The sequence below is a fragment of the Pseudomonas tehranensis genome (assembly GCF_014268615.1).
Classification (GTDB): Bacteria; Pseudomonadota; Gammaproteobacteria; order Pseudomonadales; family Pseudomonadaceae; genus Aquipseudomonas; species Aquipseudomonas tehranensis.
The window spans coordinates 41827-67776 of record NZ_JABWQV010000002.1 but is presented as its reverse complement, the minus strand read 5'-3'; the positions used below and the strand labels follow the sequence as shown (position 1 = coordinate 67776).

The following is a 25950-nucleotide window of genomic DNA, read 5'->3' as shown; positions in this document are numbered from 1 at the left end:
CGTCTAATGCCGTAAACGCCTACCCTATGCCGAATCGGCATGAAGCTTATGAAGTGAAACGTGGGTTTCCCTCAGTTCGAATACGCCATTTCGGCAGGCAAAAGCGCCGTGAACCGGCCATTTCAGCGCCAGGGGCTTTTTGTCCCGCGTCGCCAAAAGCGCTCAAAGGATAAAGGAATGAAACAGGGTCGAAAAAGCAGACCGGCCGGATAAATCTCCGATGTACGGTCAGGCGCAGAGGAGTGGAGCGGCTTTGAAAAAACGCGAGCGATACGGGGAGGGTGACGCAGACACCAAGCTAGCCAACCGCTCTGGCATGAACTTTACAAGGCACGAAGCTCCACGCAAGTTCGCCAGTCCTCATGACTGTGCGAACCTGCGTGGACGCTTTTTCCTGACCCGGCCCTTGCGCAGGCACCCCTTGTGCCCGTAGGTCACTGCGCCCTTAGACGGGCAGAGCGTCCCGGCCCCTTGGTCATGCATCGGCCCTCTTCGGACTGTGCAGAGGAGAAAAGCACCGTGCTTTTCTCGCTTTTCAGAATCAGTACCAGTTTGGATCTTTCTTGAGTTGCTCCATTAACAGTTCTTGCATACCTTCATCGGGATTGCCGAGGAAACGGTAATCGGCATGGCGGGTTGGCGACTTGTCGGCCGGAAGTCCGGCAGGGACTTCAACCAGCAATGCATAAGCCTCGTCCTTGTCGAAACTGAAAGCGACGAACAAGCGCTTGCTGCGGCACGTCGCCTCGGTTTCGCACAACGGACCGACCAGATATTTGTCGCCATCTTCCTCGACAGCATTCATCTGCTGCGAATCGCCTGACAGGTTCATCACCCATTCCGGTAGACGTTCTTCCTTTTTGACCACTTGCTGCCAAGTCTCGAGATATTGCGGGTCGGCCTTGAGCACCTGATTGACCCGCATCTGTCCGTCATTGGCAGCCATGGCCATGGTACCGCCGCCCAGCAGCAGGGCGGCGACCAGTCCTTTCAATGCGTTCATGGTCAGCCTCGACCGCGGCGGCCAAAGAAGAACGAAGCGATGAACATCACCAGGAACACGACAAAGAGAATCTTGGCGATGCCCGTGGCGGTGCCTGCGATACCACCGAAGCCCAGTACCGCGGCGATGATGGCAATGATCAGGAATGTAATTGCCCAGCTCAACATGGTGATTCTCCTTACGCTTTTCTATTTAGTGAGGGTCTTGCGGTGATGGTTCCGGTGCAGTGGACGACCGGTCCATCGAGTTAAAACACCCAGCGCTCCTGGCCAGGCATGTCGTTGGCAGGTTGAACCTGATCGACTTCCATCATTCGCATCGAGGCGGAAACATCCGAGAGGCTGCCAACAGCACTGAAATGGGTTTGCGGGGCGCGCTGAATCGACAGCAGAGGCGCCTCAGGCTGTTGGCTCTGGTGCCAAAGCATCAACTGCTGGCCTGCTGCAAGTGTGATCAGCAGGGCCACTACAGCCCACAAACCCTGCTGAACATGCAAGGCAGAGATTCGAAACTGAGCAGCACGTTGACGATTCATCCTGAAATTCCTCCCACCCCGAGTGGTGATCTGGTTGAGGCGCCTTAACGCCACGTTGACCTGATCATTGCAGTCGGCATGCCAGAACGTTTATCGATATAAATATCTTTAAAATCAATTAGTTATAAACGTGCCAAACAACAACCGAAGCGCATCCTGCACGATGGCCGCGTCAAGCGTCGTGCGTAATGCACGAACGGTGGGGACAGGCGCGATAGAATCTTTTTGAATTGCCCGTCGGAATTAGATGTCGGAAGGAGCAAGCCGTACCGTACGAGGCGGGTGCAGGAGCAAAAAAAGGATCCAAATCAATCTTTTAGGAGTGAGATACCCACATGTACGCTGACGGTGGGTAAGATCCCCTCAGAAACGACCATGCAACTTGCCCGATTTTTCTGACACTAACCAACATCATTCATTAAAGGAGCGTAGGAAAAATGGAATCCGCCACTGAGCATCAAGGCCGCATTCTGCTGGTAGACGACGAGTCCGCCATCCTGCGTACATTCCGTTATTGCCTGGAAGACGAAGGCTACAGCGTCGCCACCGCCAACAGCGCCGCCCAGGCCGACACCTTGCTGCAGCGGCAGGTGTTTGACCTGTGCTTTCTGGACTTGCGCCTGGGAGAAGACAACGGTCTTGATGTCCTGGCGCAAATGCGTATCCAGGCACCCTGGATGCGGGTGGTGATTGTCACCGCCCACTCGGCGGTCGACACCGCCGTTGATGCCATCCAGGCCGGCGCCGCCGATTATCTAGTCAAGCCGTGCAGCCCCGATCAACTGCGCCTGGCGACTGCCAAACAGTTGGAAGTACGCCAGTTGTCAGCGCGACTGGAAGCCCTGGAAGGGGAAGTGCGCAAACCCAATGACGGTCTCGATTCCCACAGCCCGGCGATGAAAGTCGTGCTCGAAACCGCTCGTCAGGTCGCCAGCACTGACGCCAACATTCTGATCCTTGGCGAGTCCGGCACCGGTAAGGGCGAACTGGCCCGCGCCATCCATGGCTGGAGCAAACGCGCGAAGAAGTCCTGCGTCACGATCAACTGCCCATCGTTGACCGCTGAATTGATGGAAAGCGAACTGTTCGGCCACAGTCGAGGTGCATTTACCGGCGCCAGTGAAAGCACGCTGGGACGGGTCAACCAGGCCGATGGCGGTACGCTTTTTCTCGACGAAATCGGCGATTTTCCCCTGACATTGCAGCCCAAGTTGCTGCGTTTCATTCAGGACAAAGAATACGAGCGGGTCGGCGACCCGGTGACCCGGCGTGCCGATGTGCGGATTCTCGCAGCGACTAACCTGAACCTTGAAGACATGGTGCGCGACGGGCGCTTTCGCGAAGACCTGCTGTACCGCCTAAATGTCATCACCCTGCATCTGCCACCGTTGCGCGAACGGGCCGAAGACATTCTGACGTTGGCTGATCGCTTCCTGGCCCGCTTCGTCAAGGAGTACGCCCGCCCGGCACGTGGCTTCAGCGACGAGGCTCGCGAAGCGCTACTAGGCTATCGCTGGCCTGGCAATATCAGGGAGCTGCGCAACGTGGTCGAGCGCGCCAGCATCATCTGCGCGCAGGAAAAAGTCGAAATCAGCCACTTGGGCATGGCTGAACAACCGGTCAACAATGCCCCGCGAATCGGCGCTGCGCTCAGCCTCGACGAACTGGAAAAAGCGCATATTGGCGCGGTGCTGGCCACGGCCGACACCCTTGATCAGGCCGCCAAGACCCTGGGTATCGACGCTTCCACGCTGTATCGCAAACGCAAGCAATACAACCTGTGAGCGTCATCTTATGAAACTGGCGATGAAGCTGCGCACACGGCTGTTTCTGAGTATCTCGGCGCTGATTACCGTGGCATTGCTGGGGCTGATGCTTGGCTTGGTCAGCGTGGTACAGATGTCCAATACCCAGGAACAATCGGTGCGCGACAACTTCATCCTGCTCGACTTGGGTCTCAAACTGCGGCAGAACCTCGGCGATCAGTTGATGATCATGCTGGATGACAAGCCCGATCTGGCAGCTCTGGAGGAATCCAAACGGCAATATTTCCAGTTGCTCGACGAGGGCATCGCCCACGAACAGGTACTGGACGATTCGCCAGACAGTTTCCGCCAGGCCAAGGCCGACTACATCGGCTTTCTCGAGGCTTTTACAGCGTCCCGCCAGCTACCGACCCAACTCACCGGTATCCAGAATCTCACCGAAAAATTCAACGTACTGCGCACCGGCTTGATTGACGGGTATCGGCGGGCCTTGAACAACATTAGCGATACCCAGAACAAAGCTCGCGAGCGCGCCTTTCTGATTTCCGGACTGTTGGGGCTGGTAGGACTGGCGGTGCTGATCATCGGCTTCATCACGGCCCACGGCATTGCCCGGCGTTTCGGTGCGCCGATTGAGGCGTTGGCGGCGGCGGCGGATGATATCGGCCAGGGCAATTTCGAGGTGACGCTGCCGATCTCCTCGGCCGCCGAGTTGAACTTACTGACCCGTCGTTTCGGCATCATGGCCCAGGCGCTGCGCGAGCATCAGGCCACCAACGTCGATGAGCTGCTCGCCGGCCAGCAACGCTTGCAAGCGGTACTCGACAGCATCGACGACGGCTTGCTGATGATCGACCGCCAAGGCCGCCTGGAGCACCTCAACCCGGTGGCCCAGCGTCAATTGGGTTGGGACGAGGAGCGCCTGGGCCAGGGATTGGGCGAGGCGCTGGAACGCCCGGAGCTGGATGAGGAACTGCAACTGGTTCTGCGCGGTGGAACGCTGGAGCGGGCGCCGGAGGATTTGAGCATCGAAGTGGATGGCGAGTCGCGCTTGCTGACCTATAGCCTCACCCCCGTGAGCCATACCCAGGGTCACATCCTCGGGGCGGTGATGGTGTTGCACGACGTCACCGAACAACGCGCTTTCGAAAGAGTGCGCAGTGAGTTCGTGTTGCGCGCGTCCCACGAGCTGCGTACGCCAGTGACTGGCATGCACATGGCGTTCGGCCTGTTGCAGGAGCGCGTGCATTTTCCTGAAGAATCGCGCGAAGCTGATCTGCTCAACACCGTCAACGAAGAAATGCAGCGCCTGATGCAGCTCATCAATGACCTGCTGAACTTCTCCCGCTACCAGAACGGCCTGCAAAAGCTGACGCTGGCACCTTGTTCCATCGACGAACTGCTGGAGGCGGCCCGGCTGCGGTTTGCCGCACAAGCCCAGGCCAAGGGCATCCAATTGCTCGTGACCATCCAGGGCCCCTTACCGCGCCTGCATGCCGACGCTGCGCAACTGGACCGGGTGCTGGATAACCTGATCGACAATGCCATGCGTCACACCGGCGACCACGGTCAGATCCGCCTGCAGGCCCGTCGCCACGGCGAGCGGGTGATCATCAGCGTCGAGGACAATGGTGAGGGCATTCCCTACGGCCAGCAGGGACGGATCTTCGAACCTTTCGTCCAGGTCGGTCGCAAGAAAGGCGGCGCAGGGCTGGGGCTGGCGCTGTGCAAGGAAATCGTCCAGCTCCACGGTGGGCGCATGGGCGTTTATTCACGACCGGGGCAGGGCACACAGTTCTATATGGCGCTGGCGGTCTGAGTCGGTTCAGGCCTCGTCGTCCATGCGTCGCCCCAGCAGGCGCCGGCCGCGGGTAATCAGCTCGATCAACTGCACGGCGCTGAGCGCATGGGCAAACAGCCAACCCTGCCCGAAAGTCACGCCTTCGCTGCTCAGGTAAGACGCCTGGGCTTCATGCTCGATGCCCTCGGCAATCACCTTGAGCTCTAACGCGTGGGCCATGCGGATAATATGCGGGGCCACACCGCTGCTGGCGGCATCGTGCCCCAAGGCGTCGATGAAAGCTTTGTCGATTTTCAAACAGTCCACCGGCAAGGTCTGCAGGTAGGCGAGGCTGCAATAACCCGTGCCGAAATCATCGATCAACACCTGATGCCCGACATCGCGCAACGATTGCAGATTATCCCGGGCGACCAGGACATCGACCAATCCGCGTTCGGTCACTTCAAAGGCTATCTGGTGCGCCGACACCCGATGCAACGCCAGCAGGCGGGCGATCACTTCGCCGATACGTGGCACCATGACGTCGCACGCCGCCAGGTTCACCGAGATGTACAGCTGCGGATTGGCCCGCAGCAGCTGGCCCAACTGGTCGAACAGGCGTTGCAGCACGAAGTCTGTGATCTGACGGATCTGCCCGGTGTTCTCCGCCATCGGAATGAACAGATCCGGGCTGGTGAGGGTGCCGTCCGGGCGCCGCCAGCGCAACAGGGCTTCAGCACCGACGCAATTGCGACTGCGCAGATCGAAGATCGGCTGGTACAGCACCTGCAATTCTCCGCGCCGGATGGCCCCGTGCAGTTCGGCGTCCATCGATTGGCGCTGACGCGCCAGCAGGAATACCTGAAAACCAATCCCCAGGCCCAGCATCAGGCTGATGGGCAGCAACCACCAGGCGTTCGAGGGAATATTTAAACCATTGCGTTGAGCAATCAGCACCAGTTGATATTCCGGGCTGTCGGTCTGCATCCGATAGATCAGGCGGTTCTGCGTCACTTGCAATGCATTGCGGCTTTTCGAGGGCCAAGGCTCCGTGGGCGGCCAGTATTGATCGGTACCCAGCACCGGTATCGCCCGCTGGCCCTGATCGAGCACCACCAACAGGCTGCTGCCGGGCGGCAAATCAACGACATCGGTCAGATGCCCGCGGGAAGTGGCAACGCGAAAATTGCCGCGACCCAGCATCAATGCCGCACGGTTTTCATCGGGCTCGGTGGTGGTATTGAGCCAGTAGCTGTAGGTCGGGCCCCGGATGTCAGGCGGTCGGATCACCGATAACCCGCTGCGGCGTGGGCGATTGGAACAAACCCCGCTGCTATCGATATATGCCGCTTCGTAAACAAAACGGTAGTTGAAGCTGACCTGCTGCAGCGTCGCGATCATGTCGTCGTCGCATCTGCGCAACGGCTGGTTTTGCAGATCGTCGAGGCTTTCGCGCAATTGTCCGAAAAGTTGCTCGAGTCGCTGCAGAAAGCGCTCGCCCTGAGCATTCATCTGGTCGCTTTCACGCTGCTGGATTTGCTGTATCACGACAAACAGACTGGCCCCCAGCAACAGCACGGTACTCAGGACAGCCGCCATCATCGCCAAGAGAAACGGGCGATGGAGCCAGCTTTGCAGGGTTTCGCGGGCAGGCGTCATCATTGGTAATCCGAAAGTTACCAATGAGTTATAGCTTCTGATTTGGATTTAGCCCTGACCGTCGGACGGGCGTCATTATTTTGTCTGGTTGAGCACCTGCAGGATAGCCGCACTTTGCGCATCCGGCATGCCGTCGAACCGGGTCGGCCGGAAGCGCATCTGGAAGGCGGCAAGCACATGATGAGTGGCCACATCCCATTCGCCGGTGCGAGGCGTCGGGTAGCCGAACCGGGCCAACTCGGCCTGGAACCAACTGGCGTTCGGCACCTGCGCCGCGAAAACCGCCTGCTGGCGCATTACGGCCTGCTCGTCGGGCCAAATCCCCAGCCCCGCTTGCGCCAGGCGCTTCCAGGGAAACAGCGGCCCAGGATCAAGCTTGCGCATTGGGGCAATATCGCTATGCCCAATGATGTTGCGCGGGTTGATCCCATTACGCTGGGAGATGTCTTTGAGCAATGCGATCAAGGCCTGGACCTGAGCTTCGCTGTAGGGATACCAGAGGCGCCCGGTGGGCGTATCGACAAAACCGGGATTGACGATCTCAATGCCGATGGAGCTGGAATTGAGCCAGGTGCGGCCATCCCATTCACTGTCTCCGGCGTGCCAGGCGCGCCGGCCTTCATCCACCAGCTTGTAGACGGTCGCGCTTTTATCATCGCCGATCAGGTAATGCGCACTGACTTCGCCGTGGGTCAACAAAGCCAGGGACCGCTCCAGGGAAGCGGAAGTGTAATGCAGCACCACGAACTGGATACGGTTGTCATGATTGACGGAAGGGTGGCTGGTATCGAGCCTGGGGCCACTGGCGCAACCGGCCAGAACCAGTAAGAAGGCAATGAGCGAAAAAAATTTCATGGCAGGTGCATTACGCGCTGGGGGTAATGCAACAGTGTAACGTATCGCGTTGCGATGATCTGGCTCGTATAACGGGATTCACAAAATGGAACAATTGCCTTCAGCTCCATTCCACTCGATTGCGCCCGGCATTTTTGGCTCTATAGAGCGCCTGATCGGCTCTTTTAAGCACCGAATCGCTGTGCTCCCCGGTTTTGAACGCGGTCATGCCCACGGACACGGTGATCGTGACCGGCTCACCCTTGAAGTGAAACGGGCAGGCCTCGATGGCTGCGCGCAGGGACTCGGCCAGTCTTGCCCCGACCGCCAGTGGCGTGTCGGGCACCAGCAGGACAAATTCCTCACCGCCAAAGCGGGCGATGAAATCGCTGCCACGTAAACGTCTGCGCAGCACCGAAGCGATGATCTTCAGCACCCGATCACCTGCCAGGTGGCCGTAGTTATCGTTGATGCGCTTGAAGTGATCCAGATCGAGCATGGCCAGCAGCAGACTGTTGCCGTGCCGCTGCCATTGGGCAACTTCCTGTTCGAGACGCTCGGACCAGGCGGCGCGGTTAGGCAGCCCAGTGAGCGGATCGATAAGCGCTTTTTGCCGCTGCTCTTCAAGGTTATCCCGGACAACCTGAGCATCCTGCTCCATCAGCGCGACGCGCTCAGCCAGGCTTTTGAGGCGAGCCGAAACTTCCTGCTCGCGCTGATCGCGCTGCTTCTGGTGCTGGTCCATCGTGCCAAGCAGGCCTTCAAGGTGGTTCTCCAGCACTTGCTTGAGACCTTCCAGGTCATCAGCTTCCTGCACGCTGCTTTGCAAGCCATCCACCTGCTCGCGAATCTGCGTGTCCATCTCCCGAGAGGCCGATTGGTTATCGGCATGGTCTTCACTGGCAGCCCGTAAACTGCTCTGGAAGGACTCCAGCCGATCATTGAGGCGCTGCAAGTACGCTTCGAATTCATGTTGGCCGGTGTCGGTAATTGCCAGCATGAGCACGGCAAGATCGTCGAGAATTGGCAGTAATTCATACCAGTTCAAGCCATTTTGCAGCCGTTCGCGCATGGCCTCGGCCTGGGGACGATGACGCTCGGGTAGGGTCAGGTCGCCCAGCAGGCCCAACAGGGTGTCTTCGATATGCCTGGCCACCGAACTGTAGGAAGGCTCCGGTGAGTCGGGCAGTTCATAATGGTCGCCCTCCAGATCAGACGCTGCCGGCTCGACGGCCGCCGAGGGTTCGACGGGCTCTTCCGGGAGGGGGAGGGGCAGCGCCTCGTCCGCTTGCGACGGCTCCTCGGGCATCAGCTCATCAGGGTTTTCAAGGGCGGGTACCTGCACTGCATTTTCCACAGGAATCCGCGCCGGCTCGGTAGTTGTGTCCTGCTCGGGAGCTTCAACTTGTTCCAGAGTCGGCTCGCCAGCTTCGGATACCGGCGACGAAGAGGGTTCTGGATCAGGATCGAACATCGACGGAATGAACGCGACCGGTTCAGACGCCTCATCGACCGTTGCCGCGTGTCCTGCTAACACTGCCGGGGCTGGAGTTGGAGCTGGAGTTATGACGGGCGCAGTGTCAGTCGCTAGCTGTGCCGGTGCCGGCGGTGCCGTTTCCAATACCGGCACCACGCTGCGCTGGGCAGGTTCGTGCGGCTGGGGCGCCGCTTCTTCCTGGCCCTGGCCACCAAACAACCGTTGCAGCAGGCCCGGACGATTCGGTTCAGTGGGCGCTTCCAACGCACTCAGCGCCTTGCCCTGCAAGCTGCTCAATTCACTGAGCAGCAAAGGAATCTCCCGAGCCTGGTCCACCCGGTCCTCCAACTGCTTGGAAAACTTTTTCAAAGGTCGGCTGACTTCCTTGGGCAGCGGCAAGGTTTGCAACTGAGCGACCAGGGAAGTCAATGCGGCGCTCACCTGTTCGACCCGAGTCTCGCGACGCTGCTCGGAATCGAGCACAGCCTTCTCCAGGCGGGGCAAAAGAGCGGCGAGGGCGGCGTCCATGTCATCGGTGCGCACCACTTCGCGCATTTCTTTCATGCACTGATCAACCGCCCGGTCAGTGCCTTCGGCGGCCAGCGTACTGCGCACCAGGCCGCGGCGCAGCAAGTCGAGCCGGGCTGTCCAGCGGCGCTCGAGCTTTTCCTGCTGTTCGATGCTCTTGAAGTACTTCTCTCTCCAGCGTTCAGCTTCGTCGCTCATTCATGGGATCCGCGAGGGGGCAGGACTCACCGCAGGGAATGCATCCGCCGTGAGCGAACCCGGCAGACGAATTTCCACCGCGACAGGCAGGTGGTCGGAAATAGGGTGAGCCAGCACCTCGAACCGTTCGAGGGTCAAGGTGGGGCTCAGCAGAATATGGTCCAGGCAGCGCTGGGGGCGCCAGCTCGGAAACGTGGCTTCGACTTGTGGGGCGAGCAGACCGAGATCGCGCAGAGGCGAATTTTGCAGCAAGTCATTGGCATGGGTATTCATGTCCCCCATCAATACCTGGTGCTTGTAGTCACCAATCAGCTCGCGGATGTAGGCCAATTGCATCGTTCGGGTACGAGCCCCAAGGGCCAGATGCATCATGACCACGATCAAGGCCTCCGGACCTTCGCCAAAGCGCGCCAGAATCGCTCCGCGCCCCTTGGGACCGGGTAACGGGTGGTCTTCTATCGCCCACGGCCGCAGGCGGCTCAACACACCATTGCTGTGCTGGCCCAGGCGTCCGAGGTTACGATTGAGTTGTTGATACCAGTAGGGGAAAGCACCCAGTTGAGCCAGATGCTCCACCTGATTGACGTAGCCTGACCTTAGGCTTCCACCGTCGGCCTCTTGTAAAGCCACCAGGTCGAAGTCTCTCAGCAGGTCGCCGATCTTCTGCAGGTTAACGGCACGTCCGGTGTGCGGTAGCAGATGTTGCCAACCACGGGTCAGATAATGCCGGTAACGCTCGGTGCTGATGCCCACCTGAATATTGAAACTGAGCAGGCGCAGGCAGCTGTCGGCCGGCAGGCCCGTGGAGGCGATATGGTGCTCATTGACCCGCGGCTCATGCAGGCCAACGACGCGTTCGGTGCTCCAGCGGGCCATGGTCAGCGCCGCGCTTAGTTGGCGGCGGCCTTGGTTGCCGCTCGCTCTTTGGCAATCAGCTGGTCGGCCAGCTCAAGCGCCTGGTTCGCACCACCGGCCGAACCGATATCAAAGCGGTATTTGCCATTGACGACCATGGTGGGTACGCCGGTGATCTCGTATTTCTTGGCAAGCTCTTTGGCTTTGTTGATCTGACCCTTGATGGCGAAGGAGTTGAAAGTCGCCAGGAACTTGTCCTTGTCCACCCCTTGGGTGGCGAGGAATTCAGCCATTTCTTCAGGATCGGTCAGGCGCTTCTTCTCAACCTGGATCTCGTTGAACACTGCAGCGTGAACCTTGTGCTCGACGCCCATGGCTTCGAGGGTCAGGAACATCTGGCCGTGGGCGTCCCATGGGCCGCCGAACATGGCAGGGATGCGTACGAAGTTCACATCCGAAGGCAGTTTCTCGGCCCATGGGTTGATAACCGGTTCAAAAGCGTAGCAATGCGGGCAGCCGTACCAGAACAGTTCCACCACTTCGATCTTGCCAGGCACAGCCACTGGAACGGGATTGCTCAATTCGACGTAGGGGGCCTTCGATTCGTCGGCGTTGGCTTGGGCGGCCATGCCGAACAGGCTGACAGCGGCGAGCGCGGCGCTGATGATCAGATTACGCATGCTTTACTCCTGGACAATGAGGGGACCCCGCAAGGCCTTTTTTAAGACAGGCCGTGGAAGGTTCAAGTTCGCTAGTGTAACGGCAGCGGCCACAAAAAAGGGCGGCCAAAGCCACCCTTTTGATGTTCGCATCGACGGATTAATCGAGCGTTAACGTTGCAAGAGATGTAAACCCTCACAACGCCCTGCCAACGGTCTTAGTGCAGGCCCTGAATGTAGCTGGCCACCGCCGCGATCTCTTCGTCGCTCAGCTTGCGGGCAATGGTGCGCATCATCGCTTCGCCATCATTGGAACGACCGTCTGCTTCCTTACGGAAATCAGTCAACTGCTTGGCAACGTACTGAGCGTGCTGGCCCCCAAGGTGAGGAAAGCCGGCCGCCGCGTTACCTTTGCCGTCAGGCGAGTGGCAACCGGTGCAGGCTGGAAGCCCCTTTTCCAGGTTGCCTCCGCGAAACAGCGCTTCACCACGTGCGACCAGATTAGGATCGGCGGCGCCAACGCTGCCCTTCTGGCTGGCGAAATAAGCCGCCATGTCCGCCAGGTCCTGATCGTTCAGGTTGGTCAGCAAGCCGGTCATTTCCAGCACGACACGCTTGCCGTCCTTGATGTCCTTCAACTGCTTGGTCAGGTAACGCTCGCCCTGGCCCGCCAGTTTCGGAAAGTTTGGTGCCATGCTGTTGCCATCCGGACCATGGCAGGCCCCACATACGGCGGCTTTCGCCTGGCCGGCGGCGGCATCGCCAGCGGCATGGGCTACGCCGGATATCCCCAATGTCAACAGCAGACTCACGATCAGTTTGTTCATCAGCTAATCCAACTACGGCTAAGGGTTAAAGAGTTATGGACCGGGTTTACTCGCTCATCCACTGGATGATGGCTCGGTAATCCTCGGCACTGCAGTCCATGCACAAACCACGCGGCGGCATCGCCTTGAAACCCTGGGTCACGTGTTGCACCAGCGTCTCCATACCTTTCGCCAACCTCGGCGTCCAAGCTTCCTGATCACCCTTGCGGGGTGCCATGGGGAGTTGGCCGGAATGACAGGCACCACAAACACGGTTGTACACAGCTTCCGGATCCTGTGTAGCCTGAGCGCTGTAAAGCGGCATCAAGACACCGGCAGCTAGCAGCCATTTCGTCATAAAACGACCTTTTCAGGGTTGAGAGCGAGCTGCGTTCTAGTGCGCAATTTCAGTCGGTCGCTCCCGTGCGCTTCATCCTACGCTGGGACAAAGCGCACACAAAATCTGCGGCATTATATACTGGCGTCACTGAAACGGAAACGAACAGCTTGCCGCGTCCATTCCTGACGCCACCCACATCGGAAATCCCATGCAACTGAAGAACCCCATCCTCGGCCTGTGCCAACAGTCCACCTTCATGCTCAGCGCCGCCAAAGTCGATCAATGCCCCGACGATGAAGGCTTTGAAGTGGCTTTCGCCGGGCGTTCCAACGCCGGTAAATCCAGCGCACTGAACACCCTGACCCATGCAAGCCTGGCGCGCACCTCGAAAACCCCGGGTCGCACGCAGCTCTTGAACTTCTTCAAGCTAGACGATGAACGTCGTTTGGTCGACCTGCCCGGCTACGGCTATGCCAAGGTGCCGATTCCGCTGAAGCAGCATTGGCAGCGCCATTTGGAAGCCTATCTGGGCAGCCGCGAGAGCCTCAAGGGTCTGATCTTGATGATGGACATCCGTCATCCAATGACCGACTTCGACCTGCTGATGCTGGATTGGGCCGTGGCCAGCGGCATGCCGATGCACATTCTGCTGACCAAGGCAGACAAGCTGACCTACGGCGCGGCCAAGAATACGTTGCTTAAAGTGCAGTCGGAAATCCGCAAGGGGTGGGGTGAGGCGATCACCATCCAGTTGTTCTCGGCGCCCAAGCGCATGGGCCTGGAAGAGGCCTACACTGTATTGGCCGACTGGATGGAATTGGCAGACAAGGGCAGCGAAGAGGCGGAATAAGCCAACTCGCAGGCAAAAAAAACCCCGGACTTCTTATGGGGAGGGGGAAGTTCGGGGTCCAAGTTCCGGACCGCTAGGGCGGGGTCCAGATATCTGCCAACACTTAACACAACATAGGAGCATTGAAGGGCTTCACCAGCCTTTCAGAAACTCTGAGTAGCGATTCACGGTTTTAGTTCAGATTATTTTTGGAAATAACCTTAGGAATTTTCCGAACTAAAGACATCGCTCGCGGGTTTTCAGTGAGCCAATGTGGCGAGGGAGCTTGCTTCCTCGCCACGGGACTTGCGCCAGCTTCAGAGCACTACGACTCAGTGCGCCTCGTCCCAGTTATTTCCCACGCCCACTTCCACCAGGAGCGGCACATCCAGCGTGGCAGCAGCGCTCATGTGCTGGCGAATTTCCTCGCGCACCTGATCGACCAGGTCTTCACGCACCTCCAGCACCAATTCGTCGTGGACCTGCAGAATGACCTTGGCATCCAGTCCCGACGCAGTCAGCCAGCGATCCACCGCCACCATGGCTTTCTTGATGATATCTGCCGCTGTGCCTTGCATCGGCGCGTTGATGGCCGTGCGTTCTGCCCCTTTGCGCAAAGCAGGGTTTTTCGCATTGATATCCGGCAGGTACAACCGGCGACCAAAAATGGTTTCGACATAACCCTGCTCGGCGGCCTGGGTGCGAGTGCGCTCCATGTAGGCCAGTACACCTGGGTAGCGGGCAAAGTAGCGGTCGATGTAAGCCTGGGACTGCTTGCGATCCACACCGATCTGCTTGGCCAGACCGAAAGCACTCATACCGTAGATCAGGCCGAAGTTGATCGCCTTGGCGCTGCGACGCTGGTCATGAGTGACGGCGTCCAGCTCAACGCCGAACACCTCGGCGGCGGTGGCCCGGTGCACATCCAGGTCATTGCGAAACGCATGGAGCAGGCCTTCATCCTTAGCCAGGTGCGCCATGATCCGCAATTCGATCTGCGAGTAGTCCGCCGCCAGCAGCTTGTAGCCTTTCGGCGCAACGAATGCCTGGCGAATCCTGCGGCCTTCGGCGGTGCGAATCGGAATGTTCTGCAGGTTGGGGTCGATCGAGGACAGTCGCCCGGTAGCGGCGACAGCTTGCTGATAATTGGTATGGACGCGGCCCGTGCGGCTGTTGATCTGCTCCGGCAGGCGGTCGGTGTAGGTGCTCTTGAGCTTGCTCAGCGAGCGATACTGCATCAATACCTTAGGCAGCGGATAATCCTGCTCGGCCAGCTCGGCCAGCACCGCTTCGGCGGTAGACGCCTGGCCCTTGGCGGTTTTACTGAGCACCGGCAAGCCAAGTTTTTCGTAGAGGATCACCCCCAGTTGCTTGGGTGAGCCCAGGTTGAATTCCTCCCCGGCGATGGCAAATGCCTCACGCTCCAAGGCCACCAGCTTCTCGCCCAACTCGACACTCTGCACCCCCAGCAGGTTGGCATCGACCAGCGCACCCTGGCGCTCAATCCGCGCCAGGACCGGCATCAGCGGCATTTCGATTTCGTTGAGCACCTTGCCCAGACTGGGCGTGGCGGCCATTCTTTCCTGCAGCGCCTGGTGCAGACGGAACGTCACGTCCGCGTCTTCGGCGGCGTAAGGGCCGGCCAGTTCGAGGGAGATCTGGTCGAAAGTAAGCTGTTTGACGCCTTTCCCAGCGATGTCCTGGAAATCGGTCTTGCTTTGGCCCAGGTACTTGAGCGCCAGGCTGTCCATGTCGTGGCGGGTCGCCGTGGAGTCCAGCACATAGGACTCAAGCATGGTGTCAAAGGCGACGCCTTGAACCAGGATGCCATTGTCCTGGTCACCACCGATGGCGCAGTTGGCCAGGATGTTGGTTTCAAACTTGGCATGCTGGCCGACCTTGAGCTTGTTCGGGTTTTCCAGCAGCGGCTTGAGAGCCCTGAGCACTGTGTCGCGGTCCAGTTGCTCCGGCACGCCCATGTAGGAGTGGGTCAGTGGGATGTAGGCTGCTTCAAACGGGGCGACGGCAAACGACAATCCCACCAGTTGCGAATGCTGGGCATCGCCGCCGTTGGTTTCGGTGACAAAGGCAAACAGCGGCGCTTTGTCCAGTTTGGCCAGCCACGCCTCGAAGCGCGCCTGATCGAGGATGACCTCATACCGGGCCTCGGCAGCGCCGGGCTGTTCTTCGGTGACTTCGACGATCTCCTGACCGGCACGCTTGGCATCGCGCTGGTTTTCTTCAAACCAGCTCTTGAACTCCAGCAGCGTATACAGCTCGGCGAGTTTCTCGTGATCCGGCTGGCCCATTTTCAGGTCGTCGAGACCGACATCCAACGGCACGTCGGTCTTGATGGTCGCCAACTCGTAGGAGAGGAGGGCCATTTCCTTGTGTTCTTCGAGTTTGGCGGCCAGGGTCTTGGCGCCACGAATCGGCAAGGTGGCGACGATGTCCAGTTGCGCATACAGCTCCGTCAGGCCGCCATTGACGCCCACTAGCAGGCCGGAGGCGGTCTTCGGCCCGATGCCCGGAACACCGGGGATGTTGTCGGAAGAATCGCCCATCAGTGCCAGATAATCGATGATCTGCTCCGGAGCGACGCCAAACTTCTCCTTCACGCCAGCCACGTCCAGCGCGCTACCGGTCATGGTGTTGACCAAGGTAATGTGCCCGTCGACCAGTTGCGCCATGTCTTTGTCGCCAGTGGAGATCACCACCGGACGGTCGGCTGCGGCGCTGCTGCGGGCCAGGGTGCCGATCACGTCATCGGCTTCGACGTTGTCCACGCACAGCAGCGGGAAGCCCAAGGCCTTGACGCTGGCATGCAGCGGCTCGATCTGCACGCGCATGTCGTCGGGCATGCTGGGGCGGTTGGCCTTGTATTCGGCGTACAGCTCATCGCGAAAGGTCCCACCCTTGGCATCGAACACCACGGCGAACGGGCTGTCCGGATACTGCTTGCGCAGGCTCTTGAGCATGTTCAGCACGCCCTTGACCGCGCCCGTCGGCAGGCCTTTGGAGGTGGTCAGCGGTGGTAGCGCGTGAAAGGCGCGATAGAGGTAAGAAGAACCGTCCACCAGGACGAGGGGGGCTTGGCTCATGAGCAGGATCAACCTTTTCGGCGGGTCCGGGGCTAGAATAGCGGGACCGTTGACGACAAAGGGACAAGGTTATCATGCGTACACTAAATCGCCTGTTACTGGCTGGCTTGTTTGCAATCACCCCGCTGGCCGTCATGGCGGCGGACGACGCCCCCTCGGCGGACCCGGATGTCACCATCCGCACCGAAGGCGATAGAACCATTCAGGAGTACCGGCAAAACGGCTTTTTGTACGCGATCAAGGTCACGCCCAAAAACGGCAAGCCTTATTTCCTGGTACGTGCCGATGGCAGCGACGGGAATTTCATCCGCTCGGATCAGCCGGATATGCTGATTCCATCGTGGAAAATCTTTGAGTGGTAATACCGCTCTCGACTTCAACCGGCGCTCGCTGATGGGCGCCCGTACTGGCAGTTTTTAACCATGTCTGTGTTCACTCCCCTGGCTCGGCCCGAGCTGGAAACCTTTCTCGCCCCTTATGGGCTCGGCCGCCTGCTTGATTTCCAGGGGATCGCCGCCGGCAGCGAAAACACCAATTTTTTTATCAGCCTGGAGCAGGGTGAATTTGTCCTGACCCTGGTGGAGCGCGGCCCGGTGCAGGAAATGCCGTTCTTCATCGAGCTGTTGGATGTACTGCATGACGCCGACCTGCCGGTGCCTTACGCCTTGCGTACCACCGACGGCGTTGCACTGCGAGAACTGGCCGGCAAGCCGGCGCTGCTGCAGCCGCGCCTGGCCGGCAAGCACATCAAGCAGGCCAACGCACAGCATTGCGCCCAGGTGGGGGAGTTGCTGGCCCATCTGCACCTGGCGACCAAGGACAATATGATCAAGCGTAAGACCGATCGCGGCCTGGACTGGATGCAGGAGGAGGGTGCGAAGCTGTTGACGCACCTCGATACCGAACCCCGTCGGTTGCTGGAAGCTGCGCTGGATGAAATCGCGCAACAAAAGGTAAAAATCCTGGCACTGCCCCGGGCCAACATCCACGCGGACCTGTTCCGCGACAATGCGATGTTCGAGGGTACGCACCTGACCGGGTTGATCGACTTCTACAACGCCTGCTCCGGGCCCATGCTGTATGACGTTGCCATCGCCCTGAACGACTGGTGTTCGGATGACAACGGTGTACTCGATGGCCCACGGACGCGGGCATTGTTGGGGGCTTATGCGGCGCTGCGTCCATTCACGGCCGCCGAGGCCGAGTCATGGCCGACGATGCTGCGCGTGGCCTGCGTGCGGTTTTGGCTGTCGCGGCTGATCGCCGCCGAATCGTTTGCCGGGCAGGACGTGTTGATTCACGACCCGATGGAGTTTCAGCAGCGCCTGGCGCAGCGGCAGACGGTCAGTGCGATGTTGCCGTTCGCCCTCTGACGCAATTGAATGCCTCTGTGGCGAGGGAGCTTGCTCCCGCTGGGCCGGGCTAGCGCTCCAGTGCACAGCAGCCCTAAGATTTTGCGGTCGCTGCGCAACCGAGCGGGAGCAAGCTCCCTCGCCACAGGTTTTGCGTTATAGCGACTCCAGGCACCCAGCCAAGTCATTCCCCAGCTTCTCCAGCAACTGCTCATACCCTTGCGCCGTCGCCGGGGTGTAGCCGCCCAGCGCATCCAGCTCCGCCAGTTTCACCGGCAAGCCGGCCACCAGGGTTTCGGCCAGGCGCGGACGCAGGGGCGGTTCGCTGAAGACGCATGTCTTGCCCACGGTCTGCAAGCGATTGCGCATTGCCGCCACATGCTGGGCACCCGGCTGGACTTCGGCGGCCACGGCAAATACCCCGGCGTGCTTGAGGCCGTAGTGGTCTTCGAAATAGTCGAACGCCTCGTGGAACACAAAATACGGCTTGCCCGCGACCCCGGCCAGACGGCTCTTCAAACGCCCATCCAACGCATCAAGACGCTGGTTGAAGCCCTTGAGGTTGCTTTGATAGCGACTGGCATTGGCCGGATCGGCCGCGCTCAGGTCGGCAGCCATTCTGGCGGCAATCACCCGGGCATTGGTTGGCGAGAGCCACAAGTGGGCATCAATGGTGCCGGGGCGATGGTCGTGATCATGCTCATCGGCGCCATGCTCATCTTCGGCGTGGGAATGACTGTCCTGGGCGAAGTGACGCAACGTGAGCCCCGGCACATCCTGTACCGCCACCGAAGGACGCGTACGACCGTTCAGCACACGCGGCAGGAAGCTTTCCATGTCGGGGCCAATCCAGTAGAGCAAATCCACCGACTGCACCTTCCGTACGTCGGATGGCCGCAAGGCGTAATGGTGAGGCGAGGCACCAGGCGGCAACAGCACCTCTGGAACGGCCACGCCGTCCTGCACGGCGGCGGCAATCAGTTGCAGGGGCTTGATGCTGGTAAGCACTTTGACTTCGGCCTGGGCCGGGCCGATCAGTAGAAAACTGGCGACAAAAGCGACAAAGATCGAAAAATTTCGGGACACGATGACCACTCGAAGAGGCGAGAACGGGTAACATAATAACGTCTCTCACTAAAATCGTCGCTGCCCATGCCTATTACGCCCCTTGCCAGTCGTCCCCATGATCACTCTCACTGCGTGCACACTGCGCTGTCCGAGGCCGACGCCATCTGCGCACGCCAAGGGTTGCGCCTGACCGCTTTGCGTCGACGCGTGCTGGAGCTGGTCTGGCAAAGCCACAAGCCGCTGGGCGCCTACGACATACTCGCAGTGCTCAGTGAGCAGGACGGCCGCCGCGCCGCGCCGCCCACGGTTTATCGGGCGTTGGATTTCCTGCTGGAAAATGGCCTGGTGCATCGCATCTCGTCGTTGAACGCTTTCGTCGGCTGCAATCACCCGGAGCACGCCCACCAGGGCCAGTTCCTGATCTGTCGCGAATGCCACGCAGCCATCGAACTGGAGCAGAAGTCCATCAGCGATGCCATCGTTGCCAGCGCCAAAGAAGTGGGTTTCGTGGTGGATACCCAGACCGTCGAAGTGGTCGGGCTCTGCTCCGGTTGCCAGGGGGCCTGATGAGCAATGCGTTGATCCGTCTCGAGCACGTAGCCGTGACGTTCGCCGGCCAGAGCGTGCTGGATAACATCCACCTGAGCGTCGAGCCGGGGCAGATCGTCACCCTGATCGGCCCCAACGGCGCCGGCAAGACAACCCTGGTGCGTGCCGTGCTGGGGTTGCTCAAGCCCGACAGCGGCACCGTCTGGCGCAAGCCGAAGCTGCGGGTCGGTTATATGCCGCAAAAGCTTCATGTCGACCCGACGCTGCCCCTGTCGGTACTGCGCTTCTTGCGCCTGGTGCCTGGCGTGGATCGCGAACGGGCCCTGGCGGCGCTCAACGAAGTCGGCGCCGAGCAGGTAATCGATAGCCCGGTACAAAGTGTTTCCGGCGGTGAAATGCAGCGCGTGTTGCTGGCTCGCGCGCTGCTGCGCGAGCCTGAGCTGCTGGTGCTCGACGAGCCCGTGCAAGGGGTCGACGTGGCCGGTCAGGCCGAGCTGTACAGCCTGATCACCCGCCTGCGCGACCGTCATGGCTGCGGCGTGCTGATGGTTTCTCACGACCTTCACCTGGTCATGAGCACCACTGACCAGGTGGTCTGCCTCAATCGCCACGTCTGCTGTTCCGGGCATCCCGAGCAGGTTAGCGGCGATCCGGCATTCGTCGAACTGTTCGGAAAGAACGCACAAAGCCTGGCGATTTATCACCACCATCACGACCATGCCCATGACCTGCATGGTTCGGTGGTCAGCGACTCATCTGTTTCTACCCATGTTCATGGAGATGGCTGCAAGCATGGCTGATTTTCTGTTGTACGCCCTGCTCGCAGGCCTGGCCCTCGCGATGGTGGCCGGCCCTCTGGGCTCGTTCGTGGTCTGGCGGCGCATGGCCTATTTCGGCGATACCTTGTCCCACGCGGCCTTGCTGGGCGTGGCCCTGGGCTTTTTGCTGGATGTCAGCCCTGCCGTGGCGGTGACCGTCGGCTGCCTGTTGCTGGCGGTGCTGCTGGTGACGCTGCAACAGCGTCAACCGCTGGCGTCCGACACGCTGCTGGGCATTCTGGCGCCCAGCACCCTGTCTCTCGGGCTGGTGGTACTAAGCTTCATGCATGACGTGCGGATTGATCTGATGGCCTACCTGTTTGGCGATCTGCTTGCCATCAGCCCCATGGATCTTTCGTGGATTCTGGGTGGCAGCGCGGCCGTCCTTCTGCTGCTGGTAGCGCTCTGGCGCCCGTTGCTGGCGGTTACTGTGCATGAGGAACTGGCGCGGGTCGAAGGCTTGCCCGTGGTGGGTTTGCGGCTGGCGTTGATGCTGTTGATTGCGGTGGTCATTGCCGTGGCGATGAAAATCGTCGGTGTGTTGCTGATTACTTCTTTGCTGATTATCCCGGCGGCCGCAGCACAGCGGCACGCCCGCTCCCCGGAGCAGATGGCTCTGGGTGCAAGCCTGCTGGGCATGCTCGCAGTGTGCGGTGGGCTGGCGCTGTCGTGGTTCAAGGACACCCCGGCCGGGCCGTCGATTGTGGTCAGCGCCGCCGCGCTATTTCTGCTGAGTTTTGTCCTGCCCCGTCGAGGGGTGTAGACTTGCTCGCTTTTTGCGCAAATAGAGAGTCGCAGGAATGAAGCCGTTCGCCTCCCGTTATCTGCTCCTTGTCGCATTTTCCCTGCTGCTGGGCGCCTGCCAGAGTTCGCCACCGGTCGCCGAAGCCCCCGATACCCGAGGCCCGGCCATCGCGCAGTTTGAACAGAGTCTGGCCGGCAATGAGCTGGCCACCGCTGAAGATCAACTGGCCGCACTGCAAGCCCAGACGCCCGAGGATCCGACGCTGGAACCCTATCAGCGGCGCCTGGCCGAGGCGTATTTGCGCCGCAGCCAGATCGATCTGCAAAAAGGCGACGTCAACGCCGCCGCCACCGCACTGAGCCGTGCCCGCGCCTTGATGCCCAAAGCGCCTGCGCTCACCGGTGAGGTCAACAGCGAAATTGCCGAAGCCCGCAAGGCCGAGCTGGAAAAAGCCGAGGCCGCCCTCAAGGCCGCCGAAGCCAAACCGGTTGCCAAAGTGATCGACCCGAGTGCTGAGAGCACGACAGTTGCGCTGAATATCGGCGATATCCAGAAAATGCGTCGACAACTGGATGCCATTGCCGCCGACGTGGTGAATTTTCAATGTGACGTCAGCATCCAGGCGCCGCGCACTGACGATTATCCTTGGCTGGCTACGCTGCTGACCAAGCGGGTCAAGAAGCTTGATCCCGGGTTTGATCTGAAAGTGCAAAAGCAGATTTTGCGCAGCGTGCCGGCGCAAATGGTGCTGACTCCACGCAGGCCTTGAAAAGCATCGCGGGCAAGCCTTGCTCCCACAGGAGATCGAATTAACCTGTGGGAGCAAGGCTTGTCTCCACAGGAGATCAATACCTGTGGGAGCAAGGCTTGCCCGCGATAGCGTCCTATCAGCAACAAAACTCTTTCAGACTACCCTCAAGCCGGAATCGCCTTGGCCTTAGGCTCCCGCGCCCACACCCGATGCTGGGCAATCGCGTCGAAGAACGTCTGGAACTTGCCAGCATCCGCGTCAGGAATCAGCCCCGCGTCCGCGTCCAGCTTCAACAACACCAGCAGTTGCCGCGCTTCGCCATTGAGGGCGATGGCCTTCAGGTGCTTGTAGGCCTCCAGCACGTAATGCAACGCCACGCCGTCAGCGCTCAACGCCTTGATCGATTCCGCGCCACCCGGCACGAATACTGCGTCAAAGGCTATGGACGGCATGCCTTCCATGGACGCATCCACCGGCAGCGTCTGCCCATCGGCGGTAGTGACCGGGGCAGAGGTTGGCCCCAGCACTTTGGCGTGAGCACCCTCGGCTTCCAGGGCCTGCTTGAACGCATCGATAATCGCCCCATCGACGCCGTTGGCCACCAGAACGGCCACCTTGCGCGTCTTGATGTCCCCGGACAGCAGGTTCGCCTGACTCAAGGCGGGGGATTGCTCCAGCGAAGGTTTCGGTACATCCACGGTGCAGGTGGTTGGCGCTGGCAGCCCAAGGTTTTTCGCCACCCGCGCAGCCAGTTCCAGGTCGATGTTGGCCAGGATCTCGTTAACCTGCCGCGCCCGAATAAACTCCCGCTCCACCTTGCCCAGTTCGAAGCTGTAGGCCGCGATGATGTGCTCCTGCTCGTGGGCGCTCATGCTCTTGTAGAACAGCCGCGCCTGGGAAAAGTGATCGCCAAACGACTCGCTGCGTTGACGGATCTTGTGGGCATCGATGCGCTCTGGATAACTTTCGAAGCCGCCGTCCGCAGGACCTGGCGGGGTTTCCTTCGGCCAGCCGCCATCGATAGAGTTCGGCTCGTAGGAAGCGCGTCCCTTGTCGATGGTGGTGCGGTGCATGGCGTCACGCTGGCCGTTGTGCACCGGGGTAATCGCCCGGTTGATCGGCAACTCATGAAAATTCGGCCCACCCAGTCGGCTGATTTGCGTATCGGTGTAGGAAAACAGCCGGCCTTGCAGCAGTGGATCGTTGGTGAAATCGATGCCCGGCACAATATGCCCAGGGCAGAACGCGACTTGCTCGACCTCGGCGAAAAAATTGTCCGGATTACGGTTCAGTACCATCTTGCCCAGCGGCGTGATGGGAACGAGCTCTTCGGGAATGATTTTGGTGGGGTCTAGGAGGTCGAAGTCGAACTTATGCTCGTCTTCCTCAGCGACAATTTGTACGCCGAATTCCCATTCCGGGTAGTCCCCCATCTCAATCGATTCCCAAAGATCGCGACGATGGTAGTCAGTATCTTTACCGGCGAGCTTCTGCGCTTCGTCCCACACCAGCGAACAGGTGCCAACTGTGGGGCGCCAGTGAAATTTGACGAAGCTGCTCCGTCCCTCAGCGTTGATCATGCGGAAGGTGTGTACGCCAAAACCCTGCATGGACCGCAGGCTCTTGGGAATGGCCCTGTCAGACATGGCCCAGATCACCATATGGGCTGACTCTGGCACCAGCGAGACAAAATCCCAAAAGGTATCGTGGGCCGAGCCGCCCGTAGGAATTTCATTGTGGGGTTCGGGTTTCACCGCATGGACGAAGTCTGGAAACTTCACCGCATCCTGAATAAAAAACACCGGCATGTTGTTGCCCACCAGGTCGAAGTTGCCTTCGTCGGTAAAGAACTTCACCGCAAAGCCACGCACATCTCGCACGGTGTCGCCGGATCCCCGCGGGCCCTGCACCGTGGAAAAACGCACGAACACCGGGGTTTTCTTACTCGGATCCTGTAGGAAACCAGCCTTGGTCAGCGCGGAATGCGCTTCATAGCATTGGAAGTAACCATGGGCCCCAGTGCCGCGGGCGTGGACGATGCGCTCAGGGATGCGCTCATGGTCAAAGTGCGTGATCTTCTCACGCATGATGAAGTCTTCCAGCAGCGAGGGGCCACGGGCCCCGACCCGCAGGGTGTTCTGGTTATCGGCGATTTTCACCCCCTGATTGGTGCGCAAAGCCTGTTCGGTGGCGTCGGAGCGAAATTGCTCCAGGCTCTCGAGCTTGGCGTTGGTGTTGCCGCGATCCAGGGTGTCGGTCCCGGCCAGTTGGCTCTTGTTGACCGTGGGCTTTTTGGTACTCATCAGGCATAACTCCTCTTTGCGATCCCGGAGGCCAGGACTCTTGAGTTCGATACCGCAGGTTCCATACCCGGGCATTTTCGAGTGGCTTAATGAGTGACCGATGCCGTTTGGCCGTGTTCCTTTTTTATGGCCTTTGATCGCCTTATTGCCAAATGGCTGATTCAATCGCAAATAAATGCTAAGAACCTCTATACGGACAGGCTAAAATGCGCGCCCGGCTAACCGCTGATCCTTTTCCAACGCGCCCCACAAGGTTCGCTACGTGATCGAGTTTCAAAACGTTTTTAAAACCTACCGGGTTGCCGGTAGGGATATCCCCGCCCTGCACCCGACCAGTCTGACGATTGAGAACGGTCAGGTCTTCGGCCTGATTGGCCATTCCGGTGCGGGAAAAAGTACCCTGCTGCGCCTGATCAATCGCCTGGAAGACACCAGCGGCGGCAAGATCATCGTCGACGGCGAGGAAGTCACCGCCCTGGACGCCAGCGGCCTGCGGCGTTTCCGTCAGCAGGTCGGGATGATTTTCCAGCACTTCAATTTGCTGGCGTCCAAGACCGTGGCCGACAACGTGGCACTGCCACTGACGCTGGCAGGCGAATTGTCCCGCAGCGAAATCGACCAGCGCGTCGCCGAATTGCTGGCGCGGGTGGGCTTGTCCGACCACGCCAAAAAGTACCCGGCGCAGTTGTCCGGGGGTCAGAAGCAGCGCGTCGGCATCGCCCGCGCCCTGGCGACCAAGCCCAAGATCCTGCTGTGCGACGAAGCCACCAGCGCACTGGACCCGCAAACCACCGCATCGGTGTTGCAACTGCTGGCGGAAATCAACCGCGAGCTGAAGCTGACCATCGTGCTGATCACCCATGAAATGGACGTGATCCGTCGCGTCTGCGATGAAGTGGCGGTGATGGACGCCGGCGTGATCGTCGAGCAGGGGCCCGTGGCCGAGGTGTTCTTGCATCCCAAACACCCGACCACCAAGCGTTTCGTCCAGGAAGACGAGCAGATCGACGAAAGCGAACAGCGCGACGACTTCGCCCACGTACCGGGGCGCATCGTGCGTCTGACGTTCCAGGGCGAAGCGACCTACGCGCCATTGCTCGGCACCGTCGCCCGGGAAACCGGCGTGGACTACAGCATTCTGGCGGGGCGTATCGACCGCATCAAAGACACCCCCTACGGACAACTGACCCTCGCCGTCACCGGCGGTGACATGGAGGCGGCGTTCGCCCGCTTCACCGCGGCCGACGTCCACATGGAGGTGCTGCGCTGATGGAACTGTTGAATTCATTCTTCGCCAACATCGATTGGCTGGAAATCTGGCTGGCGACTGGCGACACCTTCCTAATGCTCTTCGGTTCGCTGTTGTTTACCGTGCTGCTCGGCCTGCCGCTGGGGGTGCTGCTGTTCCTCTGCAGCCCGCGCCAGTTGCTCGAAGCCCGGGGCGTTTATGCGCTGCTGTCGCTGATCGTCAACATCCTGCGCTCGCTGCCGTTCATCATCCTGTTGATCGTGATGATCCCGTTTACGGTATTGATCACCGGCACCTCCCTGGGCGTAGCCGGCGCGATTCCGCCACTGGTGGTCGGCGCAACACCGTTCTTCGCCCGCTTGGTGGAAACCGCCTTGCGCGAAGTCGATCGCGGCATCATCGAAGCGACCCAGGCCATGGGCGCGACGACCCGGCAGATCATCGTCAACGCCTTGCTGCCGGAAGCCCGCCCGGGCATTTTTGCCGCGATTACGGTGACAGCGATTACGCTAGTGTCCTACACGGCCATGGCCGGTGTGGTCGGTGCCGGTGGTTTGGGTGACCTGGCAATCCGTTTCGGTTACCAGCGTTTCCAGACCGATGTGATGGTGGTCACGGTGGTCTTGCTGCTGGTGCTGGTCCAGGTCCTGCAAACCGTGGGCGACAAACTGGTTGTGCATTTCTCTAGAAAATAAGGCCTCGCGGCCAATAAACCATGAGCCGGCCATTCGCTGGCAGGCGCCGA

At 59.9% G+C, this 25950-nt stretch carries 24 protein-coding genes; 11 read left to right on the top strand and 13 right to left on the bottom strand.

The annotated features are described in order from the left end of the window. Window positions 1–541 precede the first annotated feature (541 nt). The 3 genes from HU811_RS01480 to HU811_RS01470 all read right to left on the bottom strand — a co-directional run bounded on the left by HU811_RS01480 (window position 542) and on the right by HU811_RS01470 (window position 1538). Window positions 542–1003: an inhibitor of vertebrate lysozyme family protein gene (locus HU811_RS01480; protein ID WP_092399693.1), complete on the bottom strand. Its 462-nt coding sequence runs from the start codon at window positions 1001–1003 to the stop codon at window positions 542–544. 2 nt (window positions 1004–1005) lie between these two features. Then, window positions 1006–1170: a DUF1328 domain-containing protein gene (locus tag HU811_RS01475; protein ID WP_003177151.1), complete on the bottom strand. Its 165-nt coding sequence runs from the start codon at window positions 1168–1170 to the stop codon at window positions 1006–1008. Between the two features lie 80 nt (window positions 1171–1250). Next, the gene (locus tag HU811_RS01470; protein WP_186653437.1) at window positions 1251–1538 is read right to left on the bottom strand and encodes a hypothetical protein; all 288 of its coding nucleotides are present in this window, start codon (window positions 1536–1538) and stop codon (window positions 1251–1253) included. Between the two features lie 437 nt (window positions 1539–1975). On the opposite strand from HU811_RS01470, the gene algB reads away from it, so the two are divergent. Together algB and HU811_RS01460 are read left to right on the top strand one after the other, a co-directional pair. Next, entirely contained in the window at window positions 1976–3322 is a 1347-nt protein-coding gene (gene algB, locus HU811_RS01465; RefSeq protein WP_047229793.1) for a sigma-54-dependent response regulator transcription factor AlgB, read from the top strand. 10 nt (window positions 3323–3332) lie between these two features. Beyond that, window positions 3333–5123, top strand: a complete 1791-nt coding sequence (locus tag HU811_RS01460; RefSeq protein WP_092457946.1) for an ATP-binding protein — start codon at window positions 3333–3335, stop codon at window positions 5121–5123. Between the two features lie 6 nt (window positions 5124–5129). Here HU811_RS01460 and HU811_RS01455 read toward each other — a convergent pair whose 3' ends face one another. The 7 genes from HU811_RS01455 to HU811_RS01425 form a co-directional block, all read right to left on the bottom strand. After that, window positions 5130–6743: an EAL domain-containing protein gene (locus HU811_RS01455; RefSeq protein WP_092399843.1), complete on the bottom strand. Its 1614-nt coding sequence runs from the start codon at window positions 6741–6743 to the stop codon at window positions 5130–5132. Window positions 6744–6818: 75 nt separating this feature from the next. Beyond that, window positions 6819–7598 carry an N-acetylmuramoyl-L-alanine amidase gene (locus tag HU811_RS01450; RefSeq protein WP_186653435.1) on the bottom strand — a complete coding sequence of 260 codons (780 nt, stop codon included), beginning with the start codon at window positions 7596–7598 and terminating at the stop codon, window positions 6819–6821. Window positions 7599–7698: 100 nt separating this feature from the next. Then, window positions 7699–9780, bottom strand: coding sequence for a GGDEF domain-containing protein (locus tag HU811_RS01445; RefSeq protein ID WP_186653432.1), 2082 nt, complete (start codon window positions 9778–9780; stop codon window positions 7699–7701). Then, a complete protein-coding gene (locus tag HU811_RS01440) occupies window positions 9781–10656 on the bottom strand; it encodes an endonuclease/exonuclease/phosphatase family protein (RefSeq protein WP_186653429.1) in 876 nt (291 codons plus the stop codon). It abuts the gene before it with no gap. Window positions 10657–10670: 14 nt separating this feature from the next. Further along, the gene (locus HU811_RS01435) at window positions 10671–11315 is read right to left on the bottom strand and encodes a thiol:disulfide interchange protein DsbA/DsbL (protein WP_186653426.1); all 645 of its coding nucleotides are present in this window, start codon (window positions 11313–11315) and stop codon (window positions 10671–10673) included. 197 nt (window positions 11316–11512) lie between these two features. After that, entirely contained in the window at window positions 11513–12121 is a 609-nt protein-coding gene (locus HU811_RS01430) for a c-type cytochrome (RefSeq protein ID WP_186653425.1), read from the bottom strand. A 46-nt stretch (window positions 12122–12167) separates the two neighbouring features. Beyond that, window positions 12168–12458: a c-type cytochrome gene (locus HU811_RS01425; protein ID WP_003196231.1), complete on the bottom strand. Its 291-nt coding sequence runs from the start codon at window positions 12456–12458 to the stop codon at window positions 12168–12170. Between the two features lie 190 nt (window positions 12459–12648). Here HU811_RS01425 and yihA point away from each other — a divergent pair, with 190 nt between their 5' ends. Next, a complete protein-coding gene (gene yihA, locus HU811_RS01420; protein ID WP_092399677.1) occupies window positions 12649–13290 on the top strand; it encodes a ribosome biogenesis GTP-binding protein YihA/YsxC in 642 nt (213 codons plus the stop codon). 311 nt (window positions 13291–13601) lie between these two features. Here the strand turns inward: yihA and polA are convergent, their stop codons facing one another. Further along, window positions 13602–16370 carry a DNA polymerase I gene (polA, locus tag HU811_RS01415; protein WP_186653423.1) on the bottom strand — a complete coding sequence of 923 codons (2769 nt, stop codon included), beginning with the start codon at window positions 16368–16370 and terminating at the stop codon, window positions 13602–13604. Between the two features lie 74 nt (window positions 16371–16444). Here polA and HU811_RS01410 point away from each other — a divergent pair, with 74 nt between their 5' ends. Next, window positions 16445–16732, top strand: a complete 288-nt coding sequence (locus HU811_RS01410) for a DUF2782 domain-containing protein (RefSeq protein ID WP_047229784.1) — start codon at window positions 16445–16447, stop codon at window positions 16730–16732. A 60-nt stretch (window positions 16733–16792) separates the two neighbouring features. Next, entirely contained in the window at window positions 16793–17743 is a 951-nt protein-coding gene (locus tag HU811_RS01405; RefSeq protein WP_092457934.1) for a homoserine kinase, read from the top strand. Window positions 17744–17878: 135 nt separating this feature from the next. Here HU811_RS01405 and znuA read toward each other — a convergent pair whose 3' ends face one another. Continuing rightward, a complete protein-coding gene (gene znuA / locus HU811_RS01400) occupies window positions 17879–18808 on the bottom strand; it encodes a zinc ABC transporter substrate-binding protein ZnuA (RefSeq protein WP_186653421.1) in 930 nt (309 codons plus the stop codon). Between the two features lie 66 nt (window positions 18809–18874). Here znuA and zur point away from each other — a divergent pair, with 66 nt between their 5' ends. From zur to HU811_RS01380, 4 genes are read left to right on the top strand one after another with little or no spacing between them, the layout of a single operon-like run. Continuing rightward, a complete protein-coding gene (zur, locus tag HU811_RS01395; RefSeq protein ID WP_047229782.1) occupies window positions 18875–19357 on the top strand; it encodes a zinc uptake transcriptional repressor Zur in 483 nt (160 codons plus the stop codon). After that, window positions 19357–20139 (top strand): zinc ABC transporter ATP-binding protein ZnuC, encoded by a 783-nt coding sequence (gene znuC, locus HU811_RS01390; RefSeq protein ID WP_092399671.1) that lies wholly within the window; start codon window positions 19357–19359, stop codon window positions 20137–20139. The genes zur and znuC overlap by 1 nt, the downstream gene beginning before the upstream one ends. Beyond that, entirely contained in the window at window positions 20132–20920 is a 789-nt protein-coding gene (gene znuB / locus HU811_RS01385) for a zinc ABC transporter permease subunit ZnuB (RefSeq protein ID WP_047229780.1), read from the top strand. Before znuC ends, znuB begins: the two co-directional genes overlap by 8 nt. A 37-nt stretch (window positions 20921–20957) precedes the next feature. Continuing rightward, window positions 20958–21671, top strand: a complete 714-nt coding sequence (locus HU811_RS01380; protein WP_186653419.1) for a PA5502 family lipoprotein — start codon at window positions 20958–20960, stop codon at window positions 21669–21671. 146 nt (window positions 21672–21817) lie between these two features. Here the strand turns inward: HU811_RS01380 and katE are convergent, their stop codons facing one another. Then, the gene (katE, locus tag HU811_RS01375) at window positions 21818–23956 is read right to left on the bottom strand and encodes a catalase HPII (RefSeq protein WP_186653417.1); all 2139 of its coding nucleotides are present in this window, start codon (window positions 23954–23956) and stop codon (window positions 21818–21820) included. 262 nt (window positions 23957–24218) lie between these two features. Here katE and HU811_RS01370 point away from each other — a divergent pair, with 262 nt between their 5' ends. Then, on the top strand, window positions 24219–25226 hold the full coding sequence (locus HU811_RS01370) for a methionine ABC transporter ATP-binding protein (protein WP_092399665.1): 1008 nt from the start codon (window positions 24219–24221) through the stop codon (window positions 25224–25226). Beyond that, a complete protein-coding gene (locus tag HU811_RS01365; protein WP_092399663.1) occupies window positions 25226–25900 on the top strand; it encodes a methionine ABC transporter permease in 675 nt (224 codons plus the stop codon). The genes HU811_RS01370 and HU811_RS01365 overlap by 1 nt, the downstream gene beginning before the upstream one ends. Window positions 25901–25950: the final 50 nt, after the last annotated feature.